18 protein-coding genes and 1 pseudogene are annotated in these 18,867 nt (G+C 48.8%); 8 read left to right on the plus strand and 11 right to left on the minus strand.

The genetic code is table 11. The annotated features are described in order from the left end of the window. The first annotated feature begins 29 nt into the window (after positions 1-29). The 7 genes from A9587_RS24395 (at position 30) to A9587_RS04745 (ending at position 8,091) form a co-directional block, all read left to right on the plus strand. Positions 30-137 (plus strand): hypothetical protein, encoded by a 108-nt coding sequence (locus A9587_RS24395; RefSeq protein WP_122983127.1) that lies wholly within the window; start codon positions 30-32, stop codon positions 135-137. A gap of 205 nt (positions 138-342) precedes the next feature. Further along, positions 343-1,626 (plus strand): citrate synthase, encoded by a 1,284-nt coding sequence (gene gltA, locus A9587_RS04720; protein ID WP_000785838.1) that lies wholly within the window; start codon positions 343-345, stop codon positions 1,624-1,626. 389 nt (positions 1,627-2,015) lie between these two features. Then, entirely contained in the window at positions 2,016-2,582 is a 567-nt protein-coding gene (locus A9587_RS04725; RefSeq protein ID WP_000472404.1) for a fimbrial protein, read from the plus strand. 50 nt (positions 2,583-2,632) lie between these two features. Beyond that, on the plus strand, positions 2,633-5,092 hold the full coding sequence (locus tag A9587_RS04730) for a fimbria/pilus outer membrane usher protein (RefSeq protein ID WP_172953845.1): 2,460 nt from the start codon (positions 2,633-2,635) through the stop codon (positions 5,090-5,092). A 14-nt stretch (positions 5,093-5,106) separates the two neighbouring features. Next, positions 5,107-5,838: a fimbrial biogenesis chaperone gene (locus A9587_RS04735; RefSeq protein WP_001515994.1), complete on the plus strand. Its 732-nt coding sequence runs from the start codon at positions 5,107-5,109 to the stop codon at positions 5,836-5,838. Further along, positions 5,835-6,896, plus strand: coding sequence for a fimbrial protein (locus A9587_RS04740; protein WP_001272413.1), 1,062 nt, complete (start codon positions 5,835-5,837; stop codon positions 6,894-6,896). The genes A9587_RS04735 and A9587_RS04740 overlap by 4 nt, the downstream gene beginning before the upstream one ends. 148 nt (positions 6,897-7,044) lie before the next feature. After that, positions 7,045-8,091 carry an AbrB family transcriptional regulator gene (locus A9587_RS04745; RefSeq protein ID WP_061090947.1) on the plus strand — a complete coding sequence of 349 codons (1,047 nt, stop codon included), beginning with the start codon at positions 7,045-7,047 and terminating at the stop codon, positions 8,089-8,091. On the opposite strand, the gene nei is transcribed toward A9587_RS04745, so the two are convergent. From nei to ybgI, 5 genes are read right to left on the minus strand one after another with little or no spacing between them, the layout of a single operon-like run. Beyond that, positions 8,088-8,879: an endonuclease VIII gene (gene nei / locus A9587_RS04750; protein ID WP_105263742.1), complete on the minus strand. Its 792-nt coding sequence runs from the start codon at positions 8,877-8,879 to the stop codon at positions 8,088-8,090. The two genes, A9587_RS04745 and nei, sit on opposite strands and share 4 nt — an antisense overlap. A gap of 35 nt (positions 8,880-8,914) precedes the next feature. Beyond that, entirely contained in the window at positions 8,915-9,649 is a 735-nt protein-coding gene (pxpA, locus tag A9587_RS04755; RefSeq protein WP_105263741.1) for a 5-oxoprolinase subunit PxpA, read from the minus strand. Beyond that, entirely contained in the window at positions 9,639-10,571 is a 933-nt protein-coding gene (gene pxpC / locus A9587_RS04760) for a 5-oxoprolinase subunit PxpC (protein WP_001515990.1), read from the minus strand. Before pxpC ends, pxpA begins: the two co-directional genes overlap by 11 nt. After that, positions 10,565-11,221 carry a 5-oxoprolinase subunit PxpB gene (gene pxpB, locus A9587_RS04765; protein WP_001188383.1) on the minus strand — a complete coding sequence of 219 codons (657 nt, stop codon included), beginning with the start codon at positions 11,219-11,221 and terminating at the stop codon, positions 10,565-10,567. Before pxpB ends, pxpC begins: the two co-directional genes overlap by 7 nt. A gap of 22 nt (positions 11,222-11,243) precedes the next feature. Continuing rightward, positions 11,244-11,987, minus strand: coding sequence for a radiation resistance protein YbgI (gene ybgI / locus A9587_RS04770; protein ID WP_000798885.1), 744 nt, complete (start codon positions 11,985-11,987; stop codon positions 11,244-11,246). A 270-nt stretch (positions 11,988-12,257) separates the two neighbouring features. On the opposite strand from ybgI, the gene dtpD reads away from it, so the two are divergent. Further along, positions 12,258-13,739, plus strand: a complete 1,482-nt coding sequence (dtpD, locus tag A9587_RS04775) for a dipeptide permease DtpD (protein ID WP_001032669.1) — start codon at positions 12,258-12,260, stop codon at positions 13,737-13,739. A gap of 168 nt (positions 13,740-13,907) precedes the next feature. On the opposite strand, the gene phrB is transcribed toward dtpD, so the two are convergent. The 6 genes and pseudogenes from phrB to A9587_RS04810 all read right to left on the minus strand — a co-directional run. Then, entirely contained in the window at positions 13,908-15,326 is a 1,419-nt protein-coding gene (gene phrB, locus A9587_RS04780) for a deoxyribodipyrimidine photo-lyase (protein WP_105263740.1), read from the minus strand. Then, positions 15,323-15,832, minus strand: a complete 510-nt coding sequence (locus A9587_RS04785; RefSeq protein ID WP_000350026.1) for a YbgA family protein — start codon at positions 15,830-15,832, stop codon at positions 15,323-15,325. Before A9587_RS04785 ends, phrB begins: the two co-directional genes overlap by 4 nt. A 158-nt stretch (positions 15,833-15,990) precedes the next feature. Then, complete coding sequence (locus tag A9587_RS04790; RefSeq protein WP_105263739.1) at positions 15,991-16,284, minus strand: hypothetical protein; 294 nt, start codon at positions 16,282-16,284, stop codon at positions 15,991-15,993. A 123-nt stretch (positions 16,285-16,407) separates the two neighbouring features. Next, positions 16,408-17,543: pseudogene (locus A9587_RS04800) on the minus strand (ISAs1 family transposase). 359 nt (positions 17,544-17,902) lie between these two features. Continuing rightward, positions 17,903-18,337: a hypothetical protein gene (locus A9587_RS04805; protein ID WP_001516404.1), complete on the minus strand. Its 435-nt coding sequence runs from the start codon at positions 18,335-18,337 to the stop codon at positions 17,903-17,905. Beyond that, positions 18,327-18,867 (minus strand): RHS repeat-associated core domain-containing protein (locus A9587_RS04810; protein WP_105281901.1); only part of this gene is annotated, 541 nt, incomplete at its 5' end. The genes A9587_RS04805 and A9587_RS04810, both read right to left, overlap by 11 nt.

Consider the following 18,867-nt stretch of genomic DNA (forward strand, 5'->3'; position numbering starts at 1 on the left):
GTTACAAACATCATCAGGAAAAGCATATAATGCGTAAAAGTTATGGGGTCACTATTTCACCTAAGATTAACTTATGTAACAGTGTGGAAGTATTGACCAATCCATCCAGGACAGTTATTAGTGATAGACAGGTTTAATAATTCGGATTGCTAAGTGCTTGATTCGCCGTTTATTCGTCATCAATGAATACTTTACCTGCAAGCGCCCAGAGCTCTGTACCCAGGTTTTCCCCTCTTTCGCAGAGCGGCGAGCCAAATAACAATCGGGTAAAGCCAGGTTGATGTGCGAAGGCAAATTTAAGTTCCGGCAGTCTTACGCAATAAGGCGCTAAGGAGACCTTAAATGGCTGATACAAAAGCAAAACTCACCCTCAACGGGGATACAGCTGTTGAACTGGATGTGCTGAAAGGCACACTGGGTCAAGATGTTATTGATATCCGTACTCTCGGCTCAAAAGGTGTATTCACCTTTGACCCAGGCTTCACTTCAACCGCATCCTGCGAATCTAAAATTACTTTTATTGATGGTGATGAAGGTATTTTGTTGCACCGCGGTTTCCCGATCGATCAACTGGCGACCGATTCTAACTACCTGGAAGTCTGTTACATTCTGCTGAATGGTGAAAAACCGACCCAGAAACAGTATGACGAATTTAAAACTACGGTTACCCGCCATACCATGATCCACGAACAGATTACTCGTCTGTTCCACGCCTTCCGCCGCGACTCTCATCCGATGGCGGTCATGTGCGGTATTACCGGCGCACTGGCGGCGTTTTATCACGACTCACTGGATGTTAACAATCCGCGTCATCGTGAAATCGCGGCGTTCCGTCTGCTGTCGAAAATGCCGACCATGGCAGCAATGTGCTACAAGTATTCCATTGGTCAGCCATTTGTTTACCCACGCAATGACCTCTCCTACGCCGGTAACTTCCTGCACATGATGTTCTCCACACCGTGCGAACCGTATGAAGTCAATCCGATTCTGGAACGCGCGATGGATCGTATTCTGATCCTGCACGCAGACCATGAACAGAACGCGTCGACCTCTACCGTGCGTACTGCTGGCTCTTCGGGTGCGAACCCGTTCGCCTGTATCGCAGCAGGTATCGCCTCTCTGTGGGGACCGGCTCACGGTGGTGCTAACGAAGCTGCGCTGAAAATGCTGGAAGAAATCAGCTCGGTGAAACACATTCCGGAATTTATGCGTCGTGCGAAAGATAAAAATGACTCTTTCCGCCTGATGGGCTTCGGTCACCGCGTGTATAAAAACTACGACCCACGCGCCACAGTAATGCGTGAAACCTGCCACGAAGTGCTGAAAGAGCTGGGCAGCAAAGATGAGCTGCTGGAAGTGGCTATGGAGCTGGAAAACATCGCGCTGAATGACCCGTACTTTATCGAGAAGAAACTGTACCCGAACGTAGATTTCTACTCCGGTATCATTCTGAAAGCGATGGGTATTCCGTCTTCTATGTTCACCGTGATCTTCGCCATGGCGCGTACTGTCGGCTGGATTGCTCACTGGAGCGAAATGCATAACGAAGGCATGAAAATCGCCCGTCCACGCCAACTGTATACTGGTTACGAAAAACGCGATTTTAAAAGCGATATCAAACGCTAGTCTTTGATTACTGCGCAGTAAATTCTTTTAACCCGTCCTCTATATGGCGGGTTAATTTTTATATGCCTAAACACAAAAAACTGTAAAAATTAAATCGAGTACAAATATCCATAAATAGGGTTAAAAAATGCGATAACTCATATTCTGAGCAGAATGATAAGTTTAACTTTATACTTCCCCGCCGGTAGCATCATTAACCCAATGAAAATTATGCATATCCAAATGCGCCCTACCTTCATCACATAAAACAATAAATTTACATAATCAATTAATGGTCCTATTACATAACAAGATTTTTAATATTGTTAAATAAAACAAAACATATTCAATTGCCAGCTCAGATATTCTTGTCACGCAATACTCTATCTCTTTATTTAAAGGACTCAGTTATGTTTAAAGGACAAAAAACATTAGCTGCACTGGCTGTATCTCTGTTGTTCACAGCACCTGTTCATGCTGCTGATGAAGGTTCCGGTGAAATTCACTTTAAAGGTGAAGTTATTGAAGCACCGTGTGAAATCCATCAGGATGATATCGATAAAGAAGTTGAACTCGGCCAGGTGACCACCAGCCACATTAATCAGTCACATCACAGCGATGTCGTTGCTGTCGACCTACGCTTAGTCAATTGCGATCTGGAAAACTCTAATAACGGTTCCGGTGGCAAGATTTCTAAAGTCGCGGTCACCTTTGACAGCTCAGCGAAAACCACCGGTGCAGACCCGATACTCAACAATACCAGCACTGGAGAAGCCACCGGTGTCGGTGTGCGTTTAATGAATAAGGATCAAAGTAATATCATTTTAGGCACAGCTTCTCCGGACATCGACCTGGCACCGACGTCCAGCGAGCAAACGCTGAATTTCTTTGCCTGGATGGAACAAATTGATCAGGTTACACCAGTAACTCCAGGCGCAGTTACGGCTAACGCGACCTACGTGCTGGATTATAAATAAGTATTATTTTGGCGGCGTCATCGCCGCCTTTCTTCAAATATTTATCAGGTATGGACACCGTGAATATTTATCGACTCTCTTTTGTATCCTGCCTGGTCATGGCGATGCCTTCCGCAGTGGCGGTCGAATTCAACCTGAATGTCCTCGATAAATCAATGCGCGACCGCATTGATATTTCATTATTAAAGGAAAAAGGTGTCATTGCTCCCGGTGAATATTTTGTTAGCATTGCAGCAAATAATAACCAAATCAGTAATGGGCAAAAAATTAACTGGCAAAAAAATGGTGACAAAACCATTCCGTGCATCAATGAATTACTGGTCGATAAATTTGGCTTAAAACCTGAAGTCCGTCAGTCGTTACCACTGATAAATCAGTGCGTCGATTTTAGCTCCCGACCTGAAATGCTCTTCAATTTTGATCAGACCAATCAGCAACTGAATATCACTATTCCGCAAGCCTGGCTGGCGTGGCATTCAGAAAACTGGATGCCCCCCTCCACATGGAAAGAAGGTGTCGCCGGGATCCTGATGGATTACAACCTGTTTGCCAGCAGCTACCGCCCACAGGATGGCAGCAGCAGCACTAACCTGAACGCCTACGGAACAGTCGGAATTAACGCAGGGGCATGGCGCTTACGCAGTGATTACCAGTTGAATCAGACCGATAGCGATGATAACCATGAACAGTCAGGCGAAATATCACGCACTTATCTTTTTCGCCCATTACCGCAATTAGGTTCAAAATTAACCCTCGGTGAAACGGATTTCAGTTCCAATATTTTCGATGGCTTTTCTTATACCGGCGCGGCACTGGCGAGTGACGATCGGATGTTACCGTGGGAACTGCGCGGCTACGCCCCACAAATTAGCGGTATAGCACAAACCAATGCCACGGTGACTATCAGTCAATCAGGCCGCGTTATTTACCAGAAAAAAGTCCCGCCAGGCCCGTTTATCATTGATGACCTTAATCAGTCCGTCCAGGGTACGTTAGATGTTAAAGTGACAGAGGAAGATGGTCGTGTGAATAATTTCCAGGTGTCGGCAGCATCAACGCCCTTCCTGACGCGCCAGGGGCAGGCTCGCTATAAACTGGCCGCAGGCCAGCCACGCCCCTCCATGTCACATCAAACTGAAAATGAAACCTTTTTTAGCAATGAAGTTTCCTGGGGGATGCTCTCAAATACCTCGCTGTACGGCGGCCTGCTGATTTCTGGTGATGACTACCATTCTGCCGCATTGGGTATCGGGCAAAATATGCTCTGGCTTGGCGCGCTGTCGTTTGATGTCACCTGGGCCAGTAGCCATTTTGACAACCAGCAGGACGAGCGGGGCTTAAGCTATCGCTTTAATTACAGCAAACAAGTAGATGCCACAAACAGCACGATTTCGCTCGCCGCTTATCGCTTCTCAGATCGTCATTTTCACAGCTACGCCAACTATCTGGATCACAAATACAACGACAACGATGCGCAAGATGAAAAACAGACAATCAGCTTATCCGTAGGCCAACCGATTATCCCGCTGAATCTCAACCTGTACGCCAACCTCTTACATCAGACCTGGTGGAACGCAGATGCCTCCACGACTGCCAACATCACGGCGGGCTTTAATGTTGATATTGGTGACTGGAAAGATATCTCAATCTCAACGTCGTTCAATACGACCCACTACGAAGACAAAGATCGCGACAACCAGATTTACTTGTCGATTTCATTACCCATTGGTGACGGTGGTCGAATCGGTTATGACATGCAAAACAGTAGCAGCAGCACCACACACCGCATGTCATTGAATGATACGCTGGATGAACGTAATAGCTGGGGCATGTCTGCAGGAATGCAATCCGATCGCCCGGATGATGGCGCACAGTTGAGCGGCAACTATCAACATCTGAGTTCGGCGGGCGAATGGGATCTTTCTGGCACCTATGCCGCCAATGATTACAGCTCTGTCAGCACTAGCTGGAGCGGTTCTTTCACCGCAACCCAATATGGTGCAGCGTTCCATCGCCGCAGCTCCACCAATGAACCACGGTTGATGATCAGCACCGATGGTGTGGCAGATATCCCGGTTCAGAGCCAACTCGATTATACCAATCATTTTGGTATCGCCGTGATACCGCTAATTTCCAGTTACCAGCCGTCCACCGTGGCAGTCAACATGAATGATTTACCTGACGGCGTGACGGTAGCAGAAAATGTCATCAAAGAAACGTGGATTGAAGGCGCGATTGGTTACAAATCGCTGGCATCCCGTTCCGGTAAAGACGTTAACACCATCATTCGCACCGCCAACGGCCATTTCCCACCTCTCGGTGCCGATATCCGGCAGGATAACAGCGGTATCAGCGTGGGTATGGTTGGCGAAGAAGGTCATGCCTGGTTAAGCGGTGTTGCTGAAAATCAACAATTTACCGTGATCTGGGGTGACAAACAAAGTTGCATTATTCATCTACCAGAACGTCTGGAAGACACAACAAAACGCCTGATTTTACCTTGTCATTAATTAAGGAAAAGCGAATGACATTTATTAAAGGACTGCCACTGATTCTGTTAACCGTCAGCCTGGGTAGCTACGCTGCAGTGCAACCTGATCGCACACGCATTGTGTTTAACGCCAATGATAAAGCCACCAGCCTGCGAATAGAAAACCAGAGTGACAAACTGCCTTATCTTGCTTATTCCTGGATAGAAAATGAAAAAGGGGAGAAAAGCGACGATCTTCTGGTCGCCCTGCCACCGATTCAACGTCTGGAACCGAAAGCAACATCGCAAGTGCGGATTGTAAAACAAGCATCAACTCCAAAATTGCCCGGCGATCGCGAAACGCTGTTCTACTATAACATGCGCGAAATTCCTCCAGCCCCGGATAAAAGCAGCGATCATGCGGTACTTCAGATCGCTATCCAAAGTCGTATCAAATTGTTCTGGCGACCTGCAACGTTACGCAAGAAAACAGGTGAACATGTAGAGCTGCAGTTACAGGTTAGCCAACAGAGCAACCAACTGACACTGAAAAATCCTACCGCCTATTATCTGACTATCGCCTACCTGGGGCAAAATGAAAAAGGGGTACTCCCCGGTTTCAAAACCACTATGGTCGCACCTTTCGGCTCGGTAACCACTCATACGGGAAGCTATAACGGCAGTCAATTTTACCTCGGCTACATGGATGATTACGGCGCATTGCGAATGACCACCCTGGACTGTAACGGGCCGTGCCGTTTACAGCCAGTGGAGGCGAAGAAATGAGTGCTGGCAAAGGATTATTACTTGTTATTTGTCTGCTATTTCTGCCGCTGAGGTCTGCGCTGGCGCTGGACTGTTATTTTGGTGCATCGGGTGGTCAGGTAGAAAAATCAGAAAATATTCAGCCGTTTGCTGTACCGGGTAATGCCAAACCCGGCGATAAAATCTGGGAGTCTGATGATATTAGAATTCCCGTCTATTGCGACAACAATACTAACGGCAACTTTGAGAGTGAGCATGTTTTTGCTTGGGTAAACCCGTACCCAGGCGTGCAGGACCCCTATTATCAATTAGGCGTAACCTATGAAGGTGTGGACTATGACGCCAGTCTGGGGCAAAGCCGCATCGACACGAATCAGTGTATCGATAGTAAGAAAATTGATATTTACACCCCGGAACAGATCATTGCGATGGGCTGGCAAAACAAACTTTGCTCCGGTGAGCCGACAAATATTCATAAATCACGGACTTTTATTGCACGTATGCGACTTTACGTCAAAGTCCGCACCATGCCGCCTCATGATTATCAAAGTACTCTCAGCGACTACATCGTGGTGCAATTTGATGGCGCGGGCAGTGTTAACGAAGATCCCACCGCCAGAAACCTGAAATATCATATTATCGGTCTGGAAAACATTCGCGTGCTGGATTGCAGCGTGAATTTTTCTATTACCCCAGCCAATCAGGTGATTGATTTCGGTAAATTTAATGTGCTGGATATCCGGCGGCATAACATGACAAAAACGTTCGGTATTAAAACGACCAAATCACAAAATGATCAATGCACCGACGGATTTAAGGTTAGCTCCTCGTTTTATACAGAAGAAACGTTAGTTGAAGACGATAAAGCATTACTCATTGGCAACGGACTTAAGCTGCGGTTACTGGATGAAAACGACTCGCCCTACACCTTCAACAAATACAGCGAGTATGCCGATTTCACCAGCGACATGTTGATCTACGAAAAAAACTATACGGCTGAACTTTCGTCCACGCCAGGCACTCCCATCGAGGCTGGGCCATTCGACACGGTGGTGCTTTTTAAAATTAACTACAACTGATGAGACTAATGCCCTTTGCCAGTACAGGGCATCTTATTCAGATAATTGCTGATTTTCCCCTTTTCCTTGATTGCCGTTATTTTTTCCAGGTCCGGCTTTCTTTATGCTGTATCGATACACCAAAGATAAAATAACGAGGATACGAAGGATGCCAGTCTTGCAGTGGGGAATGTTATGTGTGTTGTCACTTCTCCTTTCTATTGGCTTCCTCGCGGTACATCTCCCGGCGGCGCTATTGCTCGGACCGATGCTCGCCGGGATCATCTTCAGTATGCGCGGAGTGACCCTGCAACTCCCCCGCTCCGCTTTTCTCGCCGCGCAAGCCATTCTTGGCTGCATGATTGCGCAAAACCTCACCGGTTCTATTCTCACCACTCTGGCCGTTAACTGGCCGATTGTGTTAACTATTTTGCTGGTAACGTTGCTTTCCAGCGCCATCGTGGGCTGGTTATTGGTGCGCTATAGCTCACTGCCCGGAAATACCGGTGCCTGGGGTTCTTCCCCTGGTGGTGCGGCGGCAATGGTTGCTATGGCACAAGATTACGGCGCAGATATTCGCCTGGTGGCGTTTATGCAGTATCTGCGAGTTCTGTTTGTCGCGGGCGCGGCGGTTCTGGTAGCGCGAATGATGCTGGGCGATAACGCTGAAGCGATGAATCAGCAAATAGTCTGGTTCCCGCCCGTCAGCATAAATCTCCTGTTTACCGTCTTGCTCGCGGTCATTGCTGGCACGGCGGGATGCCTGTTGCGTCTTCCTTCCGGCACGATGCTCATCCCGATGCTGGCGGGTGCGGTGCTCCAGTCTGGCGAGTTCATCACGATTGAGTTACCGGAATGGCTGCTGGCGATAGCATATATGGCGATTGGCTGGCGGATTGGGCTGGGTTTCGATAAGCAAATCTTACTGCGGGCATTACGCCCACTGCCGCAAATCCTGTTGTCGATTTTTGCACTGCTGGCTATTTGTGCCGGTATGGCGTGGGGGCTGACCCGGTTTATGCATATTGATTTTATGACCGCCTACCTCGCCACCAGCCCTGGCGGGCTTGATACGGTAGCGGTCATCGCCGCAGGGAGCAATGCCGATATGGCGCTCATCATGGCGATGCAAACCCTGCGCCTGTTCAGTATTTTGCTGACGGGGCCAGCCATTGCGCGGTTTATTTCAACCTATGCGCCGAAACGTTCTGCCTAGTGCTGGCAGCCAGGGCACCAGTAAAACGGGCGCGAAGATAGCGTGGTTTTCTCAATGATGCTGCCACACCGTTCGCACTTCTCACCATCACGATGAAAAACCTTAAAGCTGAACAGCGCCCCGTGATGTTTATTCTCATCAACCTGACCACGCGTTTTGTACGAGAGGCGCGGGATATCCAGTAGCGCGTGCGACAGCGCATCCAGTTGTGTCGCGTTAAGTTCTTTCGCTTTATGATTTCCGGTCAACCCAACCTGCCAAAGGATCTCCACCCGCAGATAGTTGCCCAGCCCCGCCAGAAACGCCTGGTCGAGCAGTAATCCGGCGAACTGACGGTTACGAAAGCGCGGCGACAATAACCGTTCTTTCACCCCTTCCGGCGTCAGATTCGGGTCGAGCACATCGGGGCCGACCCGTTGTAAGAACGGATGCGTAGTCAATTGTCCCGGCGTCAACATCTCAATATCCGAGGCGCTATAAAGCAGAATGGTTTTGTCGGCCGTTTGCAGTTTTACCCGCAACACCCGCGTGGTCTGCGGCTCTTCGCCGGTATCAACCACTCGCCAGACACCGTAGAGTTGGTTATGGCTATAAAGCGTTAACCCGCCGGAAAAATGGGTCAGCAACGCTTTTCCGCGCGTTTCCACATGGGTGACGTGTTGACCAATAAGTTGTGATTGATAAGTTTTTAACTGCGGGAAGGCAAACCAGACATCGGTCAGGGGTTTGCCTTTGATCGCCGCCTCCAGGTTATCCGCTGCACGGTGGATCTCCGGGCCTTCAGGCATGGTGATTTCCTTTTTTCGTTCTTTATTCAACGGGATTATGCTGTAACCATAATCCCTTTTTCGGCAAATGCAGATCGTAGCCGGCGGGCGAATGCCAGTGCATGCTCACCGTCGCCATGCAAACAGACTGTCTGTACTGTTACCGTCGCCCATTCGCCAGTGATACTCTTCACTCTGCCGTGTTGCACCATCTCCAGCGTTTGCCCCAACGCCTGTTCTTCATCTTCAATCAACGCGCCTGGCTGGCTTCGCGACACCAGCGAGCCGTCAGCCTGATATCCACGATCGGCAAACACTTCCTCACGCGTTGTCAGGCCATATCGCTTGCCTGCACGAATCAGTTCGCTTCCTGCCAGTCCAACGAGAATCAATGCCGGATCGCAAGCGTAAACCGCTCTGGCGATGGCGTCTGCCAGTTGTGCGTCTCTCGCCGCCTGGTTGTACAGCATGCCATGGGGTTTGACGTGACGCATCACACCACCTTCACCACGGGCAATCGCCGCCAGCGCGCCAATCTGATACAACGTCTGGGCGTAAACCGTTTCCGGCGGCAGTTGCATGGCGCTGCGTCCAAAGTTTTCCCTGTCGGGGAAACTCGGGTGCGCGCCAATCGCTACACTATTTTTTATTGCTTCACGCACGCAAGCCTGCATAGTTTGCGCGTCGCCTGCATGAAATCCACAGGCAATATTGACTGAGGAAACCAGCGTTAATAGCTCAGCGTCACTGGCGCAGCCTTCACCCAGATCGGCGTTCAGGTCAATTTTCATTGTGCAGCCGCCACGCTAATTGTTCGAAATAACGTTGCTGATCCTGCCGCGCTTTTAGTGCCTCTTCCAGTGAACACTGGACAAAATGAATCGGCTGTCCGAGTGGAATTTGCGCCAGATGGTACATATCGGCCTCAATGATACAGGCAATGCGCGGATAACCGCCGGTCGTCTGTGCATCATTCATCAACACAATCGGCTGACCGTTATGCGGCACCTGCACCACGCCCGGCAGCAAGCCGTGAGATAACAACTCGCGGGATGTATTACGCTTTAAGATTTGCCCCTGTAAGCGATAGCCCATCCGGTTACTTTGCGGGCTAAGCTGCCAGGGCGAACGCCAGAATGCATCCTGCGAGGCGCGATCGAACTCATGGTATTCCGGCCCCGGTAAGGCGCGAATCCGGTTACCCCACAGCAACTGTTTAACGCCTTGCGCTTCCATAAAATCACGCTTCGCTTTGCCGATGGGGAGTCGGTCTCCATCCTTCAGTAAGCGCCCTTCCAGCCCGCCAATCCCTACTTTGAGATCGGTACTGCATGATCCCATCACTGGCGGAACATCAATACCGCCCGCCACGGCCAGATAGCTGCGTACACCATGTTGTGGGCGTTTAAGCGTTAAACGCTGACCTGCTTTCATCGGCAAACGCCAGCCCGTCCAGACGGCGTTATCATCCAACCGAGCTTCGCAACCCGCGCCTGTCAGGGCAAACCAGCCGTCGCGTTCAAATTCAACCGTTAACTGACCGAGCGTGATTTCCAGTGCCGGAGCGTTAGCATCATTACCCACCAGCAGGTTAGCAATGCGCAGCGCAGGCAAATCCAGCGCTCCACAGTGGCTGATACCCGACTGGCGAAAGCCGTGACGACCGCCATCCTGAACAGTAGTGTACATCCCCGCGCGAATAATCTTCAGCATACTCCCTCCTTCTGCGGCACAAAGCGCACGCTGTCTCCAGGACGTAATAAGATAGGCTCGTCACGGGTCGGGTCAAACAAACTGAGCGAGGTATGACCAATCAACTGCCAACCGCCCGGCGTTGCCACCGGATAAACACCCGTTTGCGATCCACCGATCCCGACAGACCCCGCCGGAACAAGCAAGCGCGGTTCTGCGCGTCGTGGCGTGTTTAGTTGTTCCGGCAAACTCCCGAGATACGGGAAGCCCGGTTGAAAACCTAAAAACCAGACCACGTATTCCACGGAGGAGTGCAATTCAACAACCTGTTTTTCGCTCAACCCACAATGCGCCGCAACCACCGACAAATCCGGCCCGCCTGCGCCACCATAAACCACCGGGATTTCGATAAAGCGTGACTCTGGCTCCAGTGCCTCACTCTCCTCCCACCAGCGTTGCAAACGCTCTATAGCATCCAGCGCCAGCGACTCCGGATTACGTAAAATCACCGTGATATTGTTCATGCCGGGAATGGCTTCAACCACATTCGGCATATCCACCAGACGCTGGGCCAGTCGCCAGATACGTTTCTGGCTTGCCAACGTCACTGGCGGCTCCAGCTCCAGCACTACCGCCGTTTCGCCTAACAGATAACAACGCGCTCGTTGCACTTTCGATCCCTCTGATTATTCGTTATGCAGGATTAGGAATATCAATAAAGGTCACATCAAGATCGGTATTTTCATTCAACCACTCGCTTAACGCGCGAATACCACCGCGTTCAGTAGCATGGTGCCCCGCAGCATAAAAATGCAATCCCTGCTCGCGGGCAGAATGAATGGTTTGTTCAGAAACTTCGCCAGTAATAAAAGCATCCACGCCAAAACGCGCGGCGCTATCGATAAAACTTTGCCCGCCCCCCGTGCACCAGGCGACGCGCTGTACCACCTCCGGGCCGTTGTCGCCACACCACAACGGCTTGCGTCCCAGACGCGCTTCAATCCACGAGGCAAGTTCCAGCCCCGGCACCGGCATCGTCAGTTCACCCCACGGCACAAGTGGTTCGATCTCACCCATTACCGTAATCCCCAACAATGCCGCTAACTGCGCGTTATTGCCCAGTTCCGGATGCGCATCCAACGGCAGATGCCAGCCATACAGGTTGATGTCATTCGCCAGCAAGGTTTTCAAACGGTTACGCTTCATGCCGCGAATCACCGGCGATTCGCCTTTCCAGAAGTAGCCGTGATGCACGATCACCGCATCAGCCTCAAGACGCACAGCTTCATCGAGCAGCGCCTGGCTGGCGGTGACGCCGGTAACAATTTTTTGCACCGTCTCCTGGCCTTCCACTTGCAAGCCATTCGGCGCGTAATCACTTATCGCCGCGCTGTTCAGTTTCTCGTTAATCAGTTGTTCCAGTTCGGTGTTTTTCATCTTCGCGCCTTCTGTATTCTGATAGCTACACCGTTAACATAGCGTTACCTCGCCTGTTCGTCGATAGCCAATCTTTTGACATATTAAGAAACAAACACACCGCCAAAAGACGCAAATTGTTTATCTCGCCACGCCATAGTTCATGTATATTTATGCAAACAGACAGCATATTGCATAAATAATCAGATCTGTTTCAAGGTTTTAACTTTAAAGAAACACACGCACGCCACGCAACTATTACGTGGTGTCGCATCCAACCGCGGAATTATTATGAATAAACACGCATCACAGCCGCGCGCTATCTACTACGTTGTCGCGCTACAAATCTGGGAATATTTTAGCTTCTACGGCATGCGTGCCCTGCTGATTCTCTATCTCACCAACCAACTGAAATACAACGATACTCACGCTTACGCGTTATTCAGCGCCTACTGTTCGCTGGTGTATGTCACGCCGATCCTTGGCGGTTTCCTCGCGGATAAGGTTCTCGGCAACCGCATGGCAGTGATGTTGGGGGCGTTGTTGATGGCGATCGGGCATCTGGTGCTGGGTGCCAGCGAAATCCACCCGACATTCCTTTATCTCTCGCTGGCGATTATCGTCTGCGGCTATGGCCTGTTTAAATCTAACGTCAGTTGCCTGCTAGGTGAACTCTACGAGCCAACCGATCCACGTCGAGATGGCGGTTTCTCGCTGATGTATGCGGCGGGTAACGTGGGTTCTATTATCGCACCTATCGCCTGCGGTTATGCCCAGCAAGAGTACAGTTGGGCAATGGGCTTTGGCCTGGCTGCGGTTGGGATGATCGCCGGGCTGGTTATCTTCTTATGTGGCAATCGTCATTTCGCTCATACCCGCGGCGTTAACAAAGAGGTGCTGTGTGCGAAAAACGTTCTCCTGCCAAACTGGGGATGGCTGCTGGTTCTGCTGGTCGCAACGCCTGCACTGATTACCGTATTGTTCTGGAAAGAGTGGTCGGTTTACGCCTTAATTGTCGCCACTATCATTGGTCTTGGCGTGCTGGCAAAAATTTATCGCAAAGCAGAAAACCAGAAACAGCGTAAAGAGCTGGGGCTGATTGTCACTCTTACCTTCTTCAGCATGTTGTTCTGGGCCTTTGCACAGCAGGGCGGCAGTTCAATCAGCCTTTATATCGACCGTTTCGTTAACCGCGATATTTTTGGTTACACCGTTCCGACCGCCATGTTCCAGTCGATTAATGCCTTTGCCGTGATGCTGTGCGGTGTGTTCCTGGCGTGGGTCGTAAAAGAGAGTGTCGCGGGTAATCGTACCGTGCGCATCTGGGGGAAATTTGCACTTGGCCTCGGCCTGATGAGTGCCGGATTCTGCATTCTGGCCTTAAGTGCCCGCTGGTCTGCAATGTATGGTCACTCTTCTCTGCCACTGATGGTGCTGGGGCTGGCGGTGATGGGCTTTGCCGAACTGTTTATCGACCCGGTTGCCATGTCGCAAATTACACGCATTGAAATCCCCGGCGTGACCGGTGTATTAACCGGCATTTATATGCTGCTTTCTGGTGCGATTGCCAACTATCTGGCGGGGGTCATTGCCGATCAGACATCGCAAGCTTCGTTTGATGCTTCCGGGGCGATCAACTACTCCATCAATGCATATATTGAAGTGTTCGATCAAATCACCTGGGGTGCGCTGGCTTGTGTGGGGCTGGTACTGATGATTTGGCTGTACCAGGCGCTTAAGTTCAGAAACCGTGCGCTGGCGCTGGAGTCTTAATAAGTCAACACCGGTGCCTGATGCGACGCTGACGCGTCTTATCAGGCCTGGAGTCCCCTGCAATATATTGATTTTGCACTATTTAGTAGGCCGGATAAGGCGTTCACGCCGCATCCGGCATCCGGCATCCGGCATCCGGCATCCGGGCACAATTGCCTGACGCGTCTGTTATTTCCACTTCCTCGCAGCCTCATACGCTGCCAACGTTCGTACTCTCGCTTCTTTGTGATCAACAATCGGTTGCGGATAATCCAGCCTCACGCCTGCTTTCTCCGCCCATTTCCACGGCTCATGCACCAATTTCCCCGGCACATCGCGCAGTTCCGGTAACCACTGGCGGATAAACTCACCTTCGCGGTCAAATTTCTCGCCCTGAGTTGTCGGGTTAAAGATACGGAAATACGGCGCGGCATCAGTTCCGGTAGAAGCCGCCCATTGCCAGCCGCCGTTATTGGCAGCCAAATCACCATCAATCAGTTGCGACATAAAATATCGCTCGCCTTCGCGCCAGTCGATCAACAAATCTTTCACCAGAAAACTGGCAGTAATCATCCGCAGACGGTTATGCATCCAGCCAGTGCCATTAAGCTGGCGCATGGCAGCATCAACAATCGGATAGCCGGTCTTGCCTTCCTGCCAGGCCTTTAAATGCGCGGGGTTACTCTGCCACTGGACGCGATCGGTCCAGGCAATAAACGGGCGATGTTTACACAGCGAGGGGTGATACGTCATCAGATGGCGGTAGAACTCACGCCAGATCAGCTCATTAAGCCAGACGCTACCCGCCCCGCCCTCCAGCGCCTGCGGTTGCTCTGCCAGCAGGCGATGCAAACACTGACGAGGCGATAATCCTCCCGTGGCCAGGCTGGCGGACAAACGGCTGGTGCCTTCCACTGCCGGAAAATTTCTTTGTTGCTCATACTCTCCGGCACCGCTCTGGCAAAACTGGCGTAATTGTGCAATCGCCGTTTTTTCTTCCACCGGAAAATGCGCTGCGTCGAAAGACAGACAGGGATAATTCAGCGTAATGGATGACGGGGGCGCTATCGATCCGCTACTACGAACTTTTGGTGCAGCGACGCACTCCGGTATCCCTTCCCGCAGCCGTTTCAGCCAGGCATTTTTAAACGGAGTAAAAACTTTGTACATCTCATGATTGCCGGTCATCACCGCGCCCGGTGGCAGGATCACGCTGTCGTCAAATCCTTCACACACCACGTTATGCAACGTTTTCTCAACCAGGGCATCCCGCGCTCGCTCGTTCACCTCGTACTGATAGTTATAAAACAGATGGGTTACGCGGTTTTCCTCACACACCTGTTTAACCATTTCAACGCTGGCGGCAAAATCATCCACTTCATGAAACAACAAGGGAATGCCTTTTTCCGCCAGCATGATTTGCAGTGTATTAAGTTGAGCATTGATAAATTCAGCCTGACGCGGCGACATATTATGCGTCGCCCACTGACGAGGTGTAGCAATATACAGCGCCAGCACGCGTGCAGACGGATTGCGACAGGCAGCCGCCAGCGCCAGATTATCGTGCAGACGTAAATCCTGGCGGAACCAGACCAGATGGGTGGTCATAAAACTCCTGCATAGCGCAAGTTAAAAATACGCGGCCAAAGTTCGAAATAACGCTGCCCTGAAAGCCAGGCGTTAGGATAAAGCGCCATATAGTGTTTGATACGCATCAGCGGCGCAAGAAGAGGCTGCTCGCCACGGCGATAACTGTCGATAAGCGCAGCCAGTTGCTGGCGTTCTGTAGAATCAAGGTACGGGCGAAAATAACCCTGAACGTGCATCAAAACGTTGGTGTGATCGCGCGGGTTGGCGGGGTGAGAAAGCAAAACAATTACGCGTTGGCGATATTCGTTGTAATAGTCATCCAGATTTTGCCACCGGTGAATATCAGCCACAAACGGGCCAAGTTTGCGGTACTCAGGCTGGGAATGAGCCAGAAAGACGAGTTTATAGCGGCTGTGATAATCGAGAAGCGCCCCGCGCGTTAAGCCTCGCTCTTTGAGATTGTGTAACGCATGCAAAGCAAAAATGCGGATAAGGGGGCTGTCATCTAATAGTTGGTGATCCATTACTGCTCCTGAACGGTTTACAGGAGTAAGTGTAGACGATGGGAAATGAGATTTGTGGAGTTAATCCTGTTGTAGGAATGTGTGATGGGGCGTTTAGTGTGCTAAACGAGAATTAAATAATAAAAAGCCGGGAAGATTTAATTTTCCTCCCAGCTTTTTTAAAGTTTATTTATAACTTGGTTAATTTCAAATAATAATGAGACAATATCTTTCGCAGAGCCATTATAAATGGGAATATCCCAATCAAAATCCTTTATTAAACAAATATAAAACTTCCCATTTATATCAAAAGATGGTCGCCACCCAACATCCAAAAGATACCCACCTGGATATTCAACCTGGAGCATATCTTCCTTAAGTTCATCTCGCTGTTCATTAAGAGGGATGCTTTGCTTCAGGGAAAAGTCATTAAAAACAACATTCCCTTTTTTTCCTAAGAAATCAATGTTCATGGTGTTGTTAGCCTTCGGAATTCATCGAGTGATGTGGGATGCCCATGTATTTTCCCATCGCTAAGTTCAACTCGAACCCATTGAGATTCTTTACCCTCACTGGCCCCAATAACCAGGGCAAAATTACGAAAGTCCGCTCTCCGCAAGGACTGACGCCAGATAGTTTCTGTCCATAGCTGCTTTTCTCATCTTACGTCTTAACCCTGCCTTGAATACCTTATCATTCGTCAAAATATTAATAGCGATGTGCGTATCCCTGAAAATAATTCTGCTGCATTTCCTCTTCTTATTTTACAATCGTCTTCATTCATTACCACGTCCAGACGCCAGTGCAGCTTATTCTCCACGTGCCAGTGATTTCGGATCGCTGTGGCGAACTTCTCTGCGGTTAAATCAGCAGAACTGATATAATATCTGACCGTCATTTCTGGCTCTTTCTTTTGCTCTGCTATTATTGACCGAAAGGAGACTGCCACGCATAATTTCTTCAGCTCTTTCCATTCAAACGTGAAATTAATAAGTTCATCAGGGACATCGCAAACAATGTGAAGACGGAGTTCTTCTCTGCCGTGACTCTTTTCACTAATTGCGTAACTGTCATGCTCTGGATTATTTAATTCTTTCAGTGGAAATTTTTCCTCAAAGGCTTTATTAAGCCGCCCCTGATTTCCTTTTGCAGCGAATAAATAATCACCTCCCTGTTTTTGTATCTTCTCTGCAATATCTTTCTGGCACCCCATCGCATCAGTTGTGATAATTTTTCCTTTAATATCCAACATGTTAAGAAGTTCAGGGATAGCTGTGATCTCATTGGATTTCTCATCCGTCTTGATCTGTCCGATGACCAGACTGTGCATTGTTGAGAACGCACTAATGACATGAATCGCTCCCCTGCGGCGACTCTTGTCATAAGAGTGCCGGAGCGTTTTTCCATCAATTGCGATGATGTCTTTATCATCTGAAGAATGGCAGTCACGCATCCAGTTAATAAAGCACTCATGAAATTTTACAGGACTGATACAGGATACAACTCTGGCAATAGTATCGTGAACAGGAATACCATTTTCAAATTCACCATATTGCTTCAAAAAATCGAGATGTGTTTCCCCGAAATCCTCTATATCTTCCCAACCTTCTGCACCAGAAATAACGGCACAAATAGTCAACAGTAGAATATCAGACAATTTATGTTCCACTTTCCAGGCTTGTCTGTAATCGGGGATAATAGAAATATGTTCCATTAATTTTTTTAATTCCATTTTGTTCTCCTTAATTATGTAAGGAGTATTTGATCATGTATAAGCAATGAAAAACAGCTTTAGGTAATAAGGGATATCTCAATTATTGAACATTTAGTGCGAATTATTTAGTACAAAAAAGCTGCGTTACGTGATCTTTCCCTGCCTAGATCGGCACGGGCGTTACCGTGAAGACCCCGGAAGGTTGCCTGCTCCTGCTCGCGGATAACAACGAAGTACAGGAACTGCGCAGGTAACTTTATCAGGTTAAACAGTAAGCTAAGGGGATGCGAGACGGAATGTTTAGTGTGCTGAACGAAAGCTAAATAATAAAAAACCGGGAAGATCTTATCTTTCCCGGCCATCTTGCCATACATTAATTATTTATGAATATAATATAACTGAACATCATATTCATTATCACTTAAAACTATTAGTCGATCAGGAGATGTAAATGCTAATGAAAGATCATATGTTTCATTTATCGAAAACAAACTCAATATGAAATTTGAAAAATTTTCGACATGAAGAGATATGCAAACCTCTCCATTATAGAATATATTGCAAAGAATATCTTTTTTCACATTCAGTGTACTTTCAACATCTCTCGCTAGATCATTAATATTGAAAGGTAAATTGAAAATTTTCCTTTCAATAATATTATCGGTTTTATTTATTGCCATTAGCATTTCTCGATGCCACATGAAGTCATTCTTACGTAAGAATGATACCTCAAAGGAAGTGACACCATTTAATTTAGAAGCATAATCTTTTGCTCTAATTAAATTTAATTTATCTTCAAGACTAATTTTCATAATATATATGATGATCCTTAGTTACAGGGTCATTGATTTTCTGATATCTATCACTTTTGAAATCGTATGTTCTAGGATCAGCGCCCGGTTTAGGTTGTCCTGCATGTGCGTGAGGGCCAGGTGCCCTAGGATCTGCCGTGTGCTCGACTACAACTTTTTTATGTCCGTAGGCATCTGTATATTCATAATATCGCCCATGAGACCCTAAATCTTCTGAGTATTTATAATTTGTTTGTCCCCTTCTTCTAGGATCATTTCCAACTGTCCATTGCCTATTAGGTTGCTGTGAACGAGGTATGCCCGCAAGATCTTTTGCTTTATTTAGTGCCTGACGACGGTTTCTTAATTCACCACATTTAAGACCCAGCGGATCTATCCAGCTTACTGGATTAGGCGCATAAGCATATAAGTTTAACCCGCCTCTTAGCCCTATCGGATCCGTTACTATGAACCGCCCGACATCCGGATCATAGTACCTGTGCAGATTGTAGTGCAGCCCCGTTTCCCTGTCGAGGTACTGTCCCTGGTAA

It is taken from the genome of Escherichia sp. MOD1-EC6162, assembly GCF_002965125.1.
Taxonomy (GTDB): Bacteria; Pseudomonadota; Gammaproteobacteria; order Enterobacterales; family Enterobacteriaceae; genus Escherichia; species Escherichia marmotae.